Source organism: Mesorhizobium sp. M0243, assembly GCF_040321775.1.
GTDB lineage: Bacteria > Pseudomonadota > Alphaproteobacteria > Rhizobiales > Rhizobiaceae > Mesorhizobium.
Genome location: NZ_JAMYSF010000017.1, coordinates 1 through 14,928 on the forward strand (window position 1 = coordinate 1; position 14,928 = coordinate 14,928).

General features: G+C 63.9%; 17 protein-coding genes. 1 reads left to right on the forward strand and 16 read right to left on the reverse strand.

Annotated features, from left to right (window positions below):
• Positions 1-133: 133 nt before the first annotated feature.
• A complete protein-coding gene (locus NKJ11_RS21065; RefSeq protein ID WP_128306105.1) occupies positions 134-739 on the reverse strand; it encodes a tetratricopeptide repeat protein in 606 nt (201 codons plus the stop codon).
• Positions 740-850: 111 nt separating this feature from the next.
• Positions 851-976, reverse strand: coding sequence for a type B 50S ribosomal protein L36 (gene ykgO / locus NKJ11_RS21070; RefSeq protein ID WP_006327841.1), 126 nt, complete (start codon positions 974-976; stop codon positions 851-853).
• A 240-nt stretch (positions 977-1,216) separates the two neighbouring features.
• On the opposite strand from ykgO, the gene NKJ11_RS21075 reads away from it, so the two are divergent.
• The gene (locus NKJ11_RS21075) at positions 1,217-1,639 is read left to right on the forward strand and encodes a lysozyme inhibitor LprI family protein (protein ID WP_128306104.1); all 423 of its coding nucleotides are present in this window, start codon (positions 1,217-1,219) and stop codon (positions 1,637-1,639) included.
• Positions 1,640-1,645: 6 nt separating this feature from the next.
• Here NKJ11_RS21075 and NKJ11_RS21080 read toward each other — a convergent pair whose 3' ends face one another.
• The 14 genes from NKJ11_RS21080 to NKJ11_RS21145 all read right to left on the reverse strand — a co-directional run bounded on the left by NKJ11_RS21080 (position 1,646) and on the right by NKJ11_RS21145 (position 14,846).
• Positions 1,646-2,725: a 5-(carboxyamino)imidazole ribonucleotide synthase gene (locus tag NKJ11_RS21080; RefSeq protein WP_352442009.1), complete on the reverse strand. Its 1,080-nt coding sequence runs from the start codon at positions 2,723-2,725 to the stop codon at positions 1,646-1,648.
• Positions 2,722-3,219: a 5-(carboxyamino)imidazole ribonucleotide mutase gene (gene purE / locus NKJ11_RS21085; RefSeq protein ID WP_023810926.1), complete on the reverse strand. Its 498-nt coding sequence runs from the start codon at positions 3,217-3,219 to the stop codon at positions 2,722-2,724. Before purE ends, NKJ11_RS21080 begins: the two co-directional genes overlap by 4 nt.
• Before the next feature lie 102 nt (positions 3,220-3,321).
• A complete protein-coding gene (locus tag NKJ11_RS21090) occupies positions 3,322-4,215 on the reverse strand; it encodes a ribokinase (RefSeq protein WP_352722454.1) in 894 nt (297 codons plus the stop codon).
• Complete coding sequence (locus tag NKJ11_RS21095) at positions 4,212-5,087, reverse strand: MurR/RpiR family transcriptional regulator (RefSeq protein WP_352794217.1); 876 nt, start codon at positions 5,085-5,087, stop codon at positions 4,212-4,214. The genes NKJ11_RS21090 and NKJ11_RS21095 overlap by 4 nt, the downstream gene beginning before the upstream one ends.
• A complete protein-coding gene (locus NKJ11_RS21100) occupies positions 5,084-6,052 on the reverse strand; it encodes an ABC transporter permease (RefSeq protein ID WP_352794218.1) in 969 nt (322 codons plus the stop codon). The genes NKJ11_RS21095 and NKJ11_RS21100 overlap by 4 nt, the downstream gene beginning before the upstream one ends.
• A 9-nt stretch (positions 6,053-6,061) precedes the next feature.
• Complete coding sequence (locus NKJ11_RS21105) at positions 6,062-7,576, reverse strand: sugar ABC transporter ATP-binding protein (protein WP_023810930.1); 1,515 nt, start codon at positions 7,574-7,576, stop codon at positions 6,062-6,064.
• A 69-nt stretch (positions 7,577-7,645) separates the two neighbouring features.
• Positions 7,646-8,698: a sugar ABC transporter substrate-binding protein gene (locus tag NKJ11_RS21110; RefSeq protein ID WP_128305972.1), complete on the reverse strand. Its 1,053-nt coding sequence runs from the start codon at positions 8,696-8,698 to the stop codon at positions 7,646-7,648.
• A gap of 42 nt (positions 8,699-8,740) precedes the next feature.
• Positions 8,741-9,730: a TIM barrel protein gene (locus NKJ11_RS21115; RefSeq protein ID WP_352794220.1), complete on the reverse strand. Its 990-nt coding sequence runs from the start codon at positions 9,728-9,730 to the stop codon at positions 8,741-8,743.
• 218 nt (positions 9,731-9,948) lie between these two features.
• Positions 9,949-11,154: an aminotransferase class V-fold PLP-dependent enzyme gene (locus NKJ11_RS21120; protein WP_128305970.1), complete on the reverse strand. Its 1,206-nt coding sequence runs from the start codon at positions 11,152-11,154 to the stop codon at positions 9,949-9,951.
• A gap of 25 nt (positions 11,155-11,179) precedes the next feature.
• Positions 11,180-11,641, reverse strand: a complete 462-nt coding sequence (locus NKJ11_RS21125) for a RidA family protein (protein WP_128305969.1) — start codon at positions 11,639-11,641, stop codon at positions 11,180-11,182.
• A 38-nt stretch (positions 11,642-11,679) separates the two neighbouring features.
• Positions 11,680-12,474, reverse strand: coding sequence for an amino acid ABC transporter ATP-binding protein (locus tag NKJ11_RS21130; RefSeq protein ID WP_128305968.1), 795 nt, complete (start codon positions 12,472-12,474; stop codon positions 11,680-11,682).
• A 2-nt stretch (positions 12,475-12,476) separates the two neighbouring features.
• A complete protein-coding gene (locus tag NKJ11_RS21135) occupies positions 12,477-13,127 on the reverse strand; it encodes an amino acid ABC transporter permease (protein WP_128305967.1) in 651 nt (216 codons plus the stop codon).
• A gap of 1 nt (position 13,128) precedes the next feature.
• A complete protein-coding gene (locus NKJ11_RS21140; protein ID WP_023810937.1) occupies positions 13,129-13,794 on the reverse strand; it encodes an amino acid ABC transporter permease in 666 nt (221 codons plus the stop codon).
• A 170-nt stretch (positions 13,795-13,964) separates the two neighbouring features.
• Complete coding sequence (locus tag NKJ11_RS21145) at positions 13,965-14,846, reverse strand: transporter substrate-binding protein (protein WP_128305966.1); 882 nt, start codon at positions 14,844-14,846, stop codon at positions 13,965-13,967.
• Positions 14,847-14,928: the final 82 nt, after the last annotated feature.

Genomic DNA, 14,928 nt, shown 5'->3' on the forward strand with positions numbered 1-14,928 from the left:
GAGTAGGGGAGTAGGGGAGTAGGGGAGTAGGGGAGTAGGGGAGTAGGGGAGTAGGGGAGTAGGGGAGTAGGGTGTGTGTTCCGCAGGTACAATCTGCCTCTACTGCCTTATTCTCCCCACTCCCCTAGAGCAATCAAATGCCTTCACCGGCAAGTTCCTCCGAAATCGTGCCGACCTGGTCCTGGGCGCTGCGCATCATCGGATAGATGGCCAGCACCTTTTGCCAGGCCTCGAGCGCCGATTGCTTGTGGCCGGTCAACGCCATGATCTGCGCCAGGCCGGACAGCGCACCGAAATGGCGCGGCTCGAGCTGCAGCGTATGGTCGATGTCGGACATCGACTTGCCGTAGTTCTTCATCATGAAATGCACGGTGGCACGCCGGTTCCAGCCTTCGGCATAGGTCGGCTGCAAAGTCACCACTTGGTCGAGGAAATCGAGCGCGACGTCGAATTTCTGGCTTTCGACGGCTTTTTGCGACCATTGCATCATCAGGTCGATCGAGGCGCTGCCGGATTGCGACCACTCGCTCCAGATGTTGCCGGCGATGCGCTCGGCCGCCTTTTCGTTGCGCTCGCGTTTCAGATCGCTGAACAGCTGGTCGAGGCGGGCTTGTTTCGTCGTTGCGGCGGGCGGGGCGTCCTGAGTGGCCGGCGGCGCGATAGCATCATCCGCCCATGCCGGGCCATAAATGGCGCCGGAAACAAGCAGAGATGTCAAAAATGCAAAAAGAATCCGCATCACCGGACTCTAGTCCCAGGCGACGGAACGTCAAACTGAATTTGGTGTGAAAGGCCGGCAGGCGGCAACAAGCATCAAATGGGCGGAGGCAACAGCCTCCTGCCCGAAAGCTCAGCCCTGGCGTGCCTTGTAGCGCGGGGCGGTCTTATTGATGATGTAGACGCGGCCCTTGCGGCGAACCAGCTGGTTGTCGCGGTGACGCGCCTTCAGCGCCTTGAGCGAATTCTTGATCTTCATGGTCTTGCCTGTCGGTGTGGACCCGGTCCGGGTCGAAATTTTAAGGCGCGCCAGAAGACGCGCCTTTGAACTGTGGGTGGCTCATAAACGAGGAGCCTTGTCCCTGTCAACCGCAAGCGTGCTCCATTGCGGCTGTGAATCATCCCTGTCATCAATTATCCGCCATATCGGCCTGGCGCATTGCGCGGCCCCGGGCCGGCTGGGATGATGCGGTCGCCGTGAAGTGATTTGGAGAGAACCATGCGCCGAATGTTCCTGTCCGCCTGCCTTGTCCTGCTGGCGGCAGCTTCGGTTGCGCGCGCGCAGGAATGCGACCGCAGCGACGATAGCCAGCAGATGATGAAGATCTGTGCCGGCGAAGACTATCAGGCCGCCGACGCTAGGCTCAACAAGGCCTATCAAAACCTCACCAGCTCGGATGATGCCGGCGGCAAGAGATTGCTGCAGGTGGCGCAACGCGCCTGGATCGCTTTTCGCGATGCCGAGTGCGCGCATTCCACTGCCGCCAGCGACGGCGGATCGATCCATGCGATGGAAGTCTCGCAATGCCTGACCAGATTGACCAATGATCGCGTCAAGCAGCTCGCTGCCGCGGCCAATTGCGAGGAAGCCGATGTGAGTTGCGCCAATCCAGGCGAGGACGAGAGCGACGACGTGCAGTAGGCAACCTTATGAGGCGCGACGGCTGATCCGAGTGAAATGGCCCATCTTGCGGCCGGGCCGCGCTTCGGCCTTGCCGTAGAGATGCAGCATCAGATCGGGCTCGGCGAGAAGCTCAGGGATGCGCAGCACATCGTCGCCGATCAGGTTCTCCATCACGCAGTCGGAGTGGCGGTCCGGGCTGCCGAGCGGCAGGCCGGCGATGGCGCGGATATGCTGCTCGAACTGCGAAACGATACAGGCGGCTTCCGTCCAATGGCCGGAATTGTGCACGCGCGGCGCGATCTCGTTGGCCAGCAGCGAGCCGTCCGCCAGTACGAAGAACTCGACACCGATGACGCCGACATAGTCCAGCGCCGACAGGACCTTCGATGCCGCCGTTCGTGCGGCTTGCGCCGTTTCGAGCCTTACGCGGGCCGGTAAGGTTGACGTATGGAGAATGCCGTTGCGGTGGATATTCTCGGCCGGATCGTAGGCGACGACCGCGCCGTCCAGCCCGCGCGCCGCGATCACCGAGATCTCGCGCTCGAACGGCACGAAGGACTCCAGAATCAGCGGCACATTGCCCATCGCCTCGCAGGTGCCGGCAAACCCGCCGGTTTCCATGTTGCGGAAGACGCGCTGGCCCTTGCCGTCATAGCCCATGCGGCGCGTCTTCAGGATGCCGCTGCCGTCGAACGCCTTCAGCGCCGTCGTCAGTTGGTCATCATTGTCGACGGCGTGGAAATTCGCGGTGGCGATGCCGATGCCGTTGAGGAATGTCTTTTCGCTCACCCGGTCCTGCGCCACTTCCAGCGCGCGCGCCGGCGGATAGACCGGAACCTTGGCGGCCAGCGCGCTGGCCGCCACGACCGGAACGTTCTCGAACTCGTAGGTGACGACGGAACTCGACGCTGCCAGTTCGGCAAGGGCAGCCTTGTCGTCATAGGCGGCTGTTATCTGACGGTTGGCGACCTGCGCGGCGGGGCAGTCCGCTTGCGGCTCCAGCACCACGGTGCGGTAGCCGAGGCGGGCGGCTGATATCGCCAGCATGCGGCCGAGCTGGCCGCCGCCAATGATGCCGATCGTCGATCCGGCGGGCAGGCTCACGGCGTATCCGTCGGTTCGGCAGCGACCTTGGCGGTCTGCGCGGCGCGCCAGGCATCGAGACGGACGGCAAGGCTGTCATCGTTCAGCGCCAGCACGGCAGCGGCCAGAAGGGCTGCGTTGGCGGCGCCGGCCTTGCCGATGGCTAGCGTTCCCACCGGAATGCCGGCCGGCATCTGGACAATGGACAGCAGCGAATCCTGCCCGGACAGCGCCTTCGATTCCACCGGCACGCCGAACACCGGCAGCGGCGTCATCGCCGCCGTCATGCCGGGCAGGTGCGCCGCACCGCCGGCGCCGGCGATGATCACCTTGTAACCGGCCGCCTTGGCGCCTTTGGCGAAATCATAGAGCCGGTCCGGTGTGCGATGCGCGGAGATGATCAGCCGCTTGTGCGGGATGCCCAGTGCCTCCAGCGTTTCTGCGGCGTGGCGCATCGTCGCCCAGTCGGACTGGCTGCCCATGATGATGGCGACGTCGGCGCGTTGATCGTCCAAGTCCGTGTTCCCCGGAGACAAAGGCGCGCCTTAGCGGAATTCGAGCCAAGCCGCAAGGATAGGCGGCCGCCGCTTCGGTCCGGCAAGACGGAAACCAGCCGGTCAGATGCCGTCGCGCTCGGCCTCTGGTGTCGAGACCAGCAACGCCGAAGCCGCGTTGGCAGCGGTGACCGCCGCGTGCATGGTCTCTCCTCGGGCAAGCCCCGCGGCCAGCGCGCCAACGAATTCATCGCCGGCGCCATGCGTGCTGGCGACCTTGACCGGGATGGCGGACAGAGCAAAGGCCTCGCCGCTCCGATCGCAACAGGCGACGCCCTCGCCGCCCGCCGTGACAATTGCCACCGGATAAAGATCGGCCAGCAGCCGTGCGGCTTGCGCGGCCCCGTCCAGCGTCTCGACCACTGCTGTGCCAGCCAGGAATTCCGCCTCGATTGCGTTGACCACCAATATGTCGACCAGGGCGATCAACTCGTCGGAGAGTTTGCGCGCGGGGGCCGCGTTGAGCACGACGCGGCCGCCCCGTGCTTTGACGGCGCGTGCGGCGGCAATGTTGCCGGCTTCCGGCACTTCGTTCTGTAACAAAAGCACTGCCGTTTGGGCCATCACATCGGAAGCAGAGGCAATGTCGGCATGGCCCAGTGTCAGATTGCTGCCTGAGACGATCACCGCGCCATAGTCGCCGCCCGCGTCGAAGATCGCCACGCTCATGCCGGAGCTGGCGCCAGCGGCCACCCGCACGAAGCGGTGGTCGACCACCGCGCGATCGAGATTGGCCAGCAACGCCCACCCGAAATCATCGTCGCCGACGGCGCCGATCATCGCCGCGCGCACGCCGGCCCGCGCCGCCGAAACAGCCTGGTTGCCGCCCTTGCCGCCGCATTTCGGGTGCCAGGCATGGCCGGTCACCGTCTCGCCCTTGCGTGGGCGGTCGGGCGCGTCGACCATGATGTCGTAGTGCAAGCTGCCGAACACGGTGACCAGCGGCGTTGTCGTCATGAGCCCCGGTCTTTTCGTTTCGATGTCACCGCCGACATGGTGCGGCCGAGGTTGCGCTCCGCCGCCTGATAATCGCGCTGCGCCACCGCCACGAACAGCGCGTCGAGGATGTTGAGCTGGGCAATGCGGGCCGCCGCATTTTCGCCCATCAGCGGCGAACCCTGCGCGGTCGAGCAAAGCACGATGTCGGCGACCGCAGCCAGCGGCGAGTTGTCGTAATTGGTGATGGCCAGCGTGCGGGCACCGTTCTTGCGGGCCAGCTGGATGGCGTCGATGACGGCCGACGTGTTGCCCGAATGCGAGAAGCCGACGGCGATGTCGTCGCCGCCGAGCAGCGAGGCCGACATCAGCATCATATGCGAATCGTCATAGACCGATGCGCGGATGCCGATGCGCAGAAACTTGTGCGAGACATCGCGGGCGATCTGCGCCGAGCCGCCGACGCCATAGAAATCCCGGTTCTTGGCACGGAAGAGCAGCTCGGCGGCGCGGTCGAAATCCTCGATGTCGAGGATTGCCAGCGTTTCCTCCAGCGCCTGGATGGAGGTGCGGAACACCTTCTGCACGATCTCGGCCGAACTGTCGTCGGACGACAGTTCCTGGTGCATCTCGGCGGTCGGCAGGCGACTGTATTTATAGACGGCGGTGCGGAAGTCGCGATAGCCGGAAAAGCCTAGCTTCTTGGCGATCTTGACCACCATCGCCTCGGACACGCCAGACTCTTCGGCGATCTGCTTCAGCGGAATGCTCTCGTCGAAGCCGCGCCGGCCGAAGACGGTTTCCACCACCTTCGCCTCCAACGGGGTGAGATGCGGCATCATCATGCGGATGCGTGGTCCTACCGCTTTCAGGTCCAGCCCGCTCAAGGTCATCCACGCCCCCTCGTCACGCGATCGATAAGCATCGCGGCGAGGATTATAAGACCAGTTGCCAGAAGCTGATAGAAGGACTGGACGTTCATCAGCGTCAAACCGTTGCGCATGGCGCCGAGGATGATAGCGCCCAGGATGGTGCCGACGATGCTGCCCTTGCCGCCCATCAGCGAGGCGCCGCCGATGGCGGCAGCCGCGATGGCGTCGAGTTCCCAGAGATTGCCGAGGATGGGCTCGGCGGCGCCGAGCCGGCCGATCAGGATCTGCGCGGCAAGCGCTGCCAGCAGGCCTGAGATCATGTAGGCGGCGATCTTGGTGCGGGCAATCGGCACGCCGGCGATGTAGGCCGCCTCCTCGTTGCCGCCGACGGCAAGCAGATATTCGCCGAAGGGCGTCTTCTTCAAAACGACCCAGGCGACGACAGCCACGCAGGCGACGATGACGACCGCCAGAGGCAGTCCAAACAGCGATCCGTTGAAGATGGCGCGGAACCCCGCGGGCAGGCCCAGAACCGGATTGCCGCCGGTGTAGATCAATGCCAGCGCCCGGTAGGTGCTGAGCGTCCCCAATGTGACGATGAAGGGCTGCAGCCCGACATAGGCGACGAGCACGCCGTTGACGAGGCCGCAGGCAAGGCCAATGGCGAAGCCGGCGGCGATGGCCAGCGGAAACGGCACGCCGGCGACCATCATAGAGGCCGAGATGACGGCCGAGAGCGCTGCCGTCGGCCCGACCGACAGGTCGATGCCGCCGGAGATGATGACAAGCGTCATGCCCAGCGCCAGACAGGCATTGATGCTCGACTGCTGCAGGATGTTGATCAGGTTGCGCTCGGCGAAGAAGCCAGGCACCAGCGCGCCGAATACTGCCAGGATCACGACAAGGCCGATCAGCGTGCCGGCGTCGCGCATGGAAACCCCGCGCACGAATTCGGCCCGCGGCCGCACCAGAGTGGTATCCGACATATCCGTCACCTACTGCCTTGCCTGCTGTGCGGCCGGCGTTTGCGTTTGCGGGATGGCGTGCGCCGCGATCGCCTGTTCGCTGATATCGTCTCTGTGGAGTTCGGCCGCGATCGTGCCGTCGCGCATGACCAGCACGCGGTCGGCAAGCCGGATCACTTCGGGGAGCTCGGAGGAGACGACGATCACGGCATGGCCCTCGGCGGCGAGTTCCTCGATCAGATGATAGATCTCCGCCTTGGCGCCGACATCGATGCCGCGCGTCGGTTCGTCGAACAAGAGGATGCGGGTTCCCGCCGCCAGCCAGCGGCCGATGATCGCCTTCTGCTGGTTGCCGCCGCTGAACAGGCGAATCGGCCGGTCGAGCAGAAACGGCCGCAGGTTGACACGGCTCATCTTCTCGACGGCCACGTGTTTCAACCTGGCGTGATCGATGAGACCGCGCGGCGCGAACACGGCCATCGAGGCCAGCGCCATATTGCAGGTGATCGAGCGCAGCGGCACGATGCCTTCGCGTTTGCGCTCCTCCGGCACCAGTCCGACGCCGGCGGCAATCGCATCGCGCGGGCTGGCGAAGCGCGCCGCCTTGCCGTCGATTGCAATCGTCCCGGCCGTGGCGCGATCGGCGCCGGCCAAGAGCCGCAAAAGTTCAGTGCGGCCGGAACCGACCAGGCCGGCAATGCCCAGCACCTCGCCGCGATGCAGATTGAACGACACGTTGCGCACCTTTGTCGCCGAAGAGAGGCCACGCGCGCTCAGCATGACCTTGTTCGTGGCATGGGAATTATGGTGTTCCCGCGCCAGTTCGCGGCCGACCATCATCGCTACGACCGCTTTCTCCGACAGGTCTTTCAGATCGACGGAATCGACGACGACGCCATCGCGCATGATGGTGGCGCGCCGGCAGATACCGAACACCTCGTCCAGCTTGTGCGAGACATAGACGACCGCGACGCCGTCGCGGGCGAGGCCGGTGATGACTTGCGCCAGCCGTTCGAATTCGCTCGGCGTCAGGCTCGATGTCGGCTCGTCCATGGCGACGATGCGGGCGCGATCGAGCAGCGCGCGAGCGATCTCGACGATCTGCCGCTGAGCCACCTTCAGGGTACCAAGGGGTGCCGCCGGATCGATGGAGGGATCAATGGCCGCAAGAGCATCCGCAGCACGGCGCTCTTGCTCGCGCCGGGCGACGAAGATACCGCCGCGCGTCAGCGGATGGCCGAGGAACATGTTCTGGGCGACGCTGAGGCGCGGTACCTGCTGCAATTCCTGATGGATCATGGCGACGCCCGCAGCGCGTGCGGCGACCGGGTTGGCGAGTGTAACCGGCTTGCCGTCGATGAGGATGCTTCCCGCTGTCGGCCTGTAGACCCCAGACAGGACGCGCAGCAGCGTCGACTTGCCGGCGCCGTTTTCGCCGAGCAGGCCGTGGATTTCACCGGCCCCGACCGAGAGTGACACCTCGTGGAGCGCCCGTACGGCCGGAAACAGCTTGGAAATGCCCTTGAATTGCAGCCGGGGTGACATCGGGTTCTATCTCCGAGCAAGAGTGCCGGCCGGCAGCGAATTGCTCTGGCCGGCACCCGCCGATTAGCCTTATTGGCCCGCTGCCGCGTCCTCGAGCAGGGCCTTGCGCGCGCCGGTGCCGGAATAGCGGTCGGCATTGTCCTTGGTGATCAGCGCCTGCGGCGTGGCGACAACGCGCGGCAGCTTCTGTCCCGCGACGAGACGCAGAGCTGTTTCCAACGCCACTTCGCCGGTCAGCACCGGGAAGCTGTCGACCGTGCCGGTCAGTTCGCCGGCCCGTATGGAGGCGTAGGCATCGGAAATGCCGTCGGTGCCGAAGACCGCAACCTTGTCCTGCAGGCCGGCGGCCTTGACAGCCTCGACGATGCCGAGCGCCATGCCGTCATTGTTGGCATAGAAGCCGATCAGGTCGGGGTGCTGCTGCAGGATGTTGGTGGCCGCGTCATAGGAGGTTTGGCGGTCCCAGTTGCCGGGAACGCTGGCGACAACCTCGAATTTGCCCCCCTCGGTGATGGTCGACTTGAAGCCGTCGGTGCGCTGCACGGCGGCATAGACGCCAGCCTGACCTTCGACGATGGCGACCTTGCCGCCATTCGGACGGTTCTTGATGAACCATTTGGCGACGCGCACACCATTGTCGCGTTGGACATTGCCGACATAATGCTCGGCCTGCGGGATAACGGCGTCATTGACGTTGACCACCGGCACGTTGGCGGCCTTGGCCTGCTCCATGATCGGCTGCAGATTGGCATCCGTCTGCGGCGAGACGAGCAGCACGTTGTAGCCCTGCGTCACCAGGCCTTCGGCGATGGTGAGCTGGCCGAGCTGGTCGCCCTCGCTCTGCGCTGCCTGATAGACGACGGGAACGCCGACCTTGGCGCCGAATGCCGTGTAGCCCTCGCCCAGCGAGCGCCAGTATTCATTGGTCAGCGTCTTGGAGACCGCGCCTGCCTTGGTGCCTTCGGGCAGCTTGGGGAACGCGCCGAACTTGGCCTCGACCTGCGACCAGTCGATGCGGTCCTTTTCCGTGTCGGAATTGAGCGGCGCGAGGTCGGCGGCAAAGGCAGAGCCGATCGAGAGAACCATTAGTGCGGCAGTAGCGGTGGCAAGCAGAAGTTTCATTTGTATTCCTCCCTGGTTGAAAACGGCGATGGCGCGGATGCCTCAGCTATCCGGCCCGAGCATGATTTCCTGGATGATGGCCTGCGACGTCACCGCGTCCTGGCTGTCCATGGCGGCGGACAGGCGATTGTCCTGCTCCAGCCGGTCGACGACGCGCAGCATGCGCTTGACGGTGGCGATGTTGACTTCGCACTCGCGCACCGGATCGAGCCCGGTCATATCGGGGAACGTGTCGAAATAGATGGCGCCGGCGTAACCGTCGCGGCGAATCTGCCTGAGCAGCTCGATGGTCTGCAGCGTGTGCACCGCGCCGACCATCAGGCCGTCGTCGCGCTTGGCGTAGCCGTCGTTCAGGTGCACGCCGAGCAGCTTGCTGTGACGCGCCACCAGGGCCGCGGCAAAGGCCGGCTGTTCGTCGGCGTAGAGCACATGAGCGAAATCGAGCGTGACGCCGAGATTGGGCAGGCCGACATCGCGGATCGCCAGCAAGGTCGTCGCCGCATCCGGCGTCAGGCTGTAGGAGCGTGGTTCGTTCGGTTTGTATTCAAGGCTGATCTGACAGTCGGGATCATGTGCCGCAACTTCACGAATCCCATCAATTTCGTGTTGCCAAAGTGTTGAATAGTCGGCCTGGAAGGCGTAGTCGAAGCCATCCTGGCCGAGCCACAGCGTCATCAGGCTGGCGCCGGCCTCACGCACGGCATCGATGCCGGCCTTGGTCAGGTCGATGGCCTCGCGGCGCACCGCCGGATCCGGATTGGTGAAGGCGCCGAGCTTGAAGGCGGGGTTGGAGTAGTAGCGCATGGCAAAGCCATTGATGGAAAGCCCGAGATCGCCCAGTTTCAGGGTGATTTCCGTGGGCTTTTCACCGACGTGGTCAGGAAAGTTGAGGTCGAGATCGGTAAGCCCCTCGACCTTGGCGGCGCGCGCCGCCATCTGCAGCAGCGACGGCTTGCCGGTAAGATCGGGCCACTCGGCCTGCGGTCGCGAGGCAAAGGAATTCAGGCGCGTGGCGAAACGGTTGGCTGTCATGAGCGATCCTTCATCGTCATGACTTCACATAAATATAGATATTTGTAAAGTTATTGTTGAAAAGTTGTGAAGCAGCCGCCAAGCTGGAACCGCCAAGGCGCGCAGAGGGAGCCGGCAGTTTCCTGGCCGGTGCCCTGGAGAGCCCGTCAGGGCAGGAGGCGCATGATGGCGCGTGCCGGTTACGGCCGACGCATTTCAGGTAGCGATTCGCCGGGTGTTCAATCTGGCCAGCGTAAGACGCCGGACGAATCCTTGCGGGCGACTTTCATCGCATCGGCCGGGCGGTCCTTGGCGGTCAATATGGCGCGCAGCCGTTCGGCGACGATCTCGGCCTCGCCGGGATGAAGATTGCAGGGGTCGAGGAAGAAATGGCCGCGCTCCACCTCGTGGTTGCGCACGATAATCGGCGGCGAGCCCGTCGCCAATGCCGAGGTGAGACCGGCCGCCGTGAACCGGCTTTCGGGCAGTACAAAAATCTGAAGCCGATCCAGAGGGTTGGCGGTCGGATCCGGGATGATCTGCGCGATGACGCCCGGCAGCCCGTGCAACGTGTCCTTCCACAGGTTGAGCGCGGCGTCTTCGCGGCGGCGGATGCCGGCATGGTCGCGCTTTTCCCAGGCTTCCAGTGCGGCCATGGTGCCGGCGATGCTTTCCTTGCCGACCTTCATGGCGCGGGCGACGCCGCGGTTCTGCAGATAAGCGGCGCGAACCAGATCCTTGCGGCCGGTGACGATGCCGCTGGTCGGCCCGCTCAGGAATTTGTGGCCGCTGTAGATGACAATGTCGGCGCCGCGCGCGAGGAAGTCGCGCAGATCATACTCTGAAGCCGCATCCACGATCACCGGGACACCCCTGGCGTGGCAGATCTCGCAGAATTCCTCCAGCGACAGCATGCCATACTGCACGGTGTGGTGCGCAACGACATAGAGGCCCGCCGCCGTGCGGTCGTTGATCGCGTCGCGCACATGATAGTCCTGCGTCACGCTGACCGTGCCGGCCGGCACGACCCTGGCGCCCGCCAGCCGGACCGACTGGTCGATCGGCGCACCATAGTTGACGATGTGGCCGAGCTGGACGATGACCTCCGACTTGAGACCTTCCGTGTTATCAGGCAGCCGCTCGATGGCGAGCAGATTGGTCCCCGTCATCGCACCGGCGATCGCCATGGTGATGCCGCTGGCGCAGCAGGCAGTGATGAAACCGGTTTCGCCGCCGGTCAGGCGCGCGACGATCGTGCTTGCGGCGCGTTGCAGGTCATCCATTTCCACCCATTGCGAGGCCATTTCCGCCATGGCGCTGATCGCTTCGGGGACAATGATCGACGCGCCGAGCGCGGTCATCGTGCCGGAGACATTGATGATCGGGCGAAGGCCGAGCCGTTCGCGGATGGTGGTGTTGGAGCCGTCGGTGGAAGTGGTTTTCATCTCTCGGATTCCATTCTTCTAAAGGTCAGGCGGCGATCTCGACAACCGCCTCGATTTCAACGGTGATGTTTCCAGGCAAGGAGCCGACGCCGATCGCCGAGCGGGCATGGCCGCCGATATTGTCGAACACATCGGCAAACAGGTCGGAACAGCCATTGACCACTTTCGGGTGGTCGCTGAAGGTCGGTATGGCGTTGACGAAGCCGAGCAGCTTGACGACGCGCACGATCCGGCCAAGGTCGCCGGTGGCTGCGTGCATGACGGCAAGCAGATTGAGGCCGGTGAGGCGGGCATGGCCATAAGCCTGCTCGACGGTGACATCGTCTCCTACCTTGCCGGTGAACAGTTTGCCATCGGTGCGCAGCGGTCCCTGGCCGGACAGGAAGATCAGCCGGCCGCTTTCGGCATGGGTGACGAAGTTGGCGATCGGGGTCGGCGGCTCGGGCAGCGTCAGGCCCAACGCGGCGAGCCGGATATAAGGCGTCATGAAAGAAGGCTCCTTACGACAGCGTTCGCTGTCCCGTTCTAGAAATGCGAGGCGCGGAAGCGTGCCAGGAAGGTGCGCAGGCGCTCATTGTCGGTGTCGGCTGCCAGGATTTCGGCGGGTGGACCCGCCGCGCTGACGCCGCCATCGGCCATGAAGATGATGCGGCTCGAGGCATCTCGGGCAAAGGCCATTTCGTGCGTGACCATCACCATCGTCATGCCGTCCTCGGCCAGGCTGCGCACGACCTCGAGCACCTCGCCGACCAGTTCCGGGTCGAGCGCGGATGTTATCTCGTCGAGAAGCAGGATCTTCGGCCCCATGGCCACGGCGCGGGCAATGCCGACGCGCTGCTGCTGGCCGCCGGACAGTTCGGCGGGCAGGCTGTCGGCCTTGTGGGCTAGACCGACCCGGCCGAGCCAGTGTTCGGCGATGGTGCGCGCTTCGGCGTTGCTCTTGCCGCGCACCTTGGTGAGGCCAAGCATGATGTTGCCGGCGGCTGTCAGGTGCGGAAAGAGGTTGAAGCTCTGGAACACCATGCCGGTCTCGGCGCGCATCGCGGCGAGATCGCGTTCGCTGCGACGCTGGCGGGTTCCGGCTTCGCGAAAGCCGACCTCCTTGTCGTCGATGCGAATCGAACCGCTGTCATAGCTTTCGAGAAAGTTGACGCAACGCAGCAGCGTGGTTTTGCCGCTGCCGGAGGGGCCGATGACCGTCACCACCTCCCCCTTCGCCACCTGCAGGCTGACCGAACGCAGGACCTGGACGGTCCCAAAGGCTTTGGAAACGTCCAGGACGTCGAGAAGGGCCGGGGTGTTTTTCGGACTTGTGGACATTGCTATTCCCGGATGAAGGAGAAACGCCGCTCGAGCCGCCGGCTGGCGAGCGAAAGGGCATAGTTGACCGCGAAGTAGATGAGCGCGCCGAGAATATAGAGCGGCATGGCCTCGTAGGTGCGGCCGATGACCTGGTTGATGGCCTGCATCAGGTCGGTGATGCCGAGCAGCGATACCAGCGCGCTGCCCTTGACCGCATCGGTGACGCCGTTGATCCAGGGCGGCAGGAAGCGCCTGAACGCCTGTGGGAAAATGACGTAGGCGAGCCGCTGGCGAAAGGTGAGTCCGATCGCCATCGCCGCCTCGGACTGCCCTTTCGGAATGGAGCCGACAGCACCTCTGAAATATTCGCCGACCTGGGCTGTCTTGAACAGGGTCAGCGCCAGCACGGCGGCCCAGAACGACGGCAGATGAAGCCCGACGGCCGGCAGTCCGTAATAGACAAAGAAGATGAGCACCAGGATCGGGATGCCGCGGATGGTGTCGCTGAAGATGCGCACGGCCCATTGCAACGGCACCGGGCCATAGACCAGACCGACGCCCATGATCACGCCGGCAATCAGCGAAAACACCACGACCAGCAGGGATACCCACAGTGTCAGCGCAAAGCCCTGGGCGAGGAAAGGTAAGGCATAGGCGATCTGGGTCAGCATGTCAGCGCGCCGCCCTGAACCGGCGCTCGACAAGCCGAAGCGCAAAAAGCAAGATGTAGCCGGTCACCAGATACATCGCCGTGACCACGAGATAGACCTCGACGATGCGGAAGGTGTTGAAGTTGATCCACTGGGCGCCATAGGTCAGCTCCGGCACCGAAATGACCGAGGCGACGGAGGTGTCCTTGAACAGCGATATGAAGGTGTTGGACAATGCCGGCAAGGTGATGCGCAGCATGGTCGGCAGGCGCACGTTGAGCAGCCTTTGCCAGGGCGTCAGGCCGATTGCCTTGCCGGCGTCCAGCTGTCCGCGCGGAACGGCTTCGAGCCCGGAGCGAAACACCTCGACCAGATAGGCGCCGCTATAGAGCGACAGCGTGACGACGAACGAGGTCGGCGCGCTGTAGGCGATGTCGACCACTGTCGGCAGGCCGTAGAAGACGAGGTAGACGAGCAGGATCAGCGGCACGTTGCGGATGAATTCGACGTAGGCGGCGATGATGGTGCGCACGATGCGTCCGGCAGACACGTACCAGACCGCCAGAACCAGGCCGATGACGGTGCCGATGGCGATCGATATGACGGCGAGCTCGAGACTGAGCAGCAGTCCTCCCCACAGCTTGTCGAAGTGCCGCCAGATCAGGTTGAAATTAAGGGCATAGCCCATGCGTCCGCCTCAGTGCCGCAGGCTTAGAGCAGTTCACCGTTTCACGGAAACGGCGACCCGCTCTAACTCTTTGTTTTGACGCAATTCCGGGCGGAAAACCGTTTCACACTTTTCCTGGAATTGCTCTAGGGAGGCGGAAGGGCGCTGGATACGCCCATCCGCCCCGCAGGTCAGATTGCGGGGAAGCCGGGATGGCGCGCCGGCGGCTCCTGTCCGAAAAAGTCCTTGAAGGCGGCATCGTAGAGTGCGTTTTCGTGGCCGAACATGGCGATGGTGAAGGTCGAGTTGACGAAGGTCAGCCAGTCAAGGTCGCCTTGCCGGAGTGCCGCGCCATAAAGCATGCTCAGCCAGCTCTTGCCGGCGTCGAAATATCTGTCCGGATTGCGCGAGGCGAGCCAGCGCACCGTGGACAGATCGACGGCAGCGGCGTCGACGCGTTTCGATTCCAGTGCCTGCAGCACGTTGGCCTGGGTATCGATCTGCATAACCTGGCACTCGGGCAGCACCGAATGCACCTGCGCCTCGGCATCGACATTCTGCAGGATGGAGACGCGTGTCGCCGAGCCGCCGGCAAGCAGCTTGTCGAAGGTCTTGTTCTCGGCGGTCGGAAGGCTCAGCAGGGCGACGCCCTCGACGTAGTAAGGCCGGGAAAAATTGACCAGCTGCGAGCGCTGGGCGCTCATCGTCATGAACTGAATGGTGATGTCGACCTTGTTGGTGGTGACGTTGGGGATGCGCTGTGCCGGATCCTGCATCACGAACTCGACCTTGGTCGGATCGTCGAAAAGGCCCTTGGCAAGAATGCGCCCCATGGTGATGTCCATGCCGACGAGTTCGCCGGCATCGTTCTCGAAGTGCCACGGCGCATTGGTGCTGCCGGTGCCGACGATCAGCTTGCCGCGATCGAGCACGGTGCGCAGCAGGCTGTCGGGTGCTGCCTGGGCAGCGGCCTTTTGGGCATCGACGGTTACCGCCGCACCCACGACGCCGGCCGCGGCCAGTCCCGCCATTCCCAATTTCAGAAAATCACGTCTTCCGGATGTGTCGTTCACGGCGACCTCCTTTCGTTTGTGTTCCCCTTGCACAGGCAATACACGCGTCAGTGACGTCGAAGCGATTGTCTCTTACAAGAGA

What these genes read in the sequence shown, in the direction of transcription:
- ykgO (WP_006327841.1), bottom strand. Translation starts at nt 976, where the DNA reads ATGAAGATCAAGAATTCGCTCAAGGCGCTGAAGGCGCGTCACCGCGAC.
- NKJ11_RS21115 (WP_352794220.1), bottom strand. Translation starts at nt 9,730, where the DNA reads ATGACAGCCAACCGTTTCGCCACGCGCCTGAATTCCTTTGCCTCGCGA.
- NKJ11_RS21075 (WP_128306104.1), top strand. Translation starts at nt 1,217, where the DNA reads ATGCGCCGAATGTTCCTGTCCGCCTGCCTTGTCCTGCTGGCGGCAGCT.
- NKJ11_RS21140 (WP_023810937.1), bottom strand. Translation starts at nt 13,794, where the DNA reads ATGGGCTATGCCCTTAATTTCAACCTGATCTGGCGGCACTTCGACAAG.
- NKJ11_RS21065 (WP_128306105.1), bottom strand. Translation starts at nt 739, where the DNA reads ATGCGGATTCTTTTTGCATTTTTGACATCTCTGCTTGTTTCCGGCGCC.
- NKJ11_RS21105 (WP_023810930.1), bottom strand. Translation starts at nt 7,576, where the DNA reads ATGTCACCCCGGCTGCAATTCAAGGGCATTTCCAAGCTGTTTCCGGCC.
- NKJ11_RS21100 (WP_352794218.1), bottom strand. Translation starts at nt 6,052, where the DNA reads ATGTCGGATACCACTCTGGTGCGGCCGCGGGCCGAATTCGTGCGCGGG.
- NKJ11_RS21135 (WP_128305967.1), bottom strand. Translation starts at nt 13,127, where the DNA reads ATGCTGACCCAGATCGCCTATGCCTTACCTTTCCTCGCCCAGGGCTTT.
- NKJ11_RS21090 (WP_352722454.1), bottom strand. Translation starts at nt 4,215, where the DNA reads ATGACGACAACGCCGCTGGTCACCGTGTTCGGCAGCTTGCACTACGAC.
- NKJ11_RS21095 (WP_352794217.1), bottom strand. Translation starts at nt 5,087, where the DNA reads ATGACCTTGAGCGGGCTGGACCTGAAAGCGGTAGGACCACGCATCCGC.
- NKJ11_RS21130 (WP_128305968.1), bottom strand. Translation starts at nt 12,474, where the DNA reads ATGTCCACAAGTCCGAAAAACACCCCGGCCCTTCTCGACGTCCTGGAC.
- NKJ11_RS21125 (WP_128305969.1), bottom strand. Translation starts at nt 11,641, where the DNA reads ATGACGCCTTATATCCGGCTCGCCGCGTTGGGCCTGACGCTGCCCGAG.
- NKJ11_RS21120 (WP_128305970.1), bottom strand. Translation starts at nt 11,154, where the DNA reads ATGAAAACCACTTCCACCGACGGCTCCAACACCACCATCCGCGAACGG.
- NKJ11_RS21110 (WP_128305972.1), bottom strand. Translation starts at nt 8,698, where the DNA reads ATGAAACTTCTGCTTGCCACCGCTACTGCCGCACTAATGGTTCTCTCG.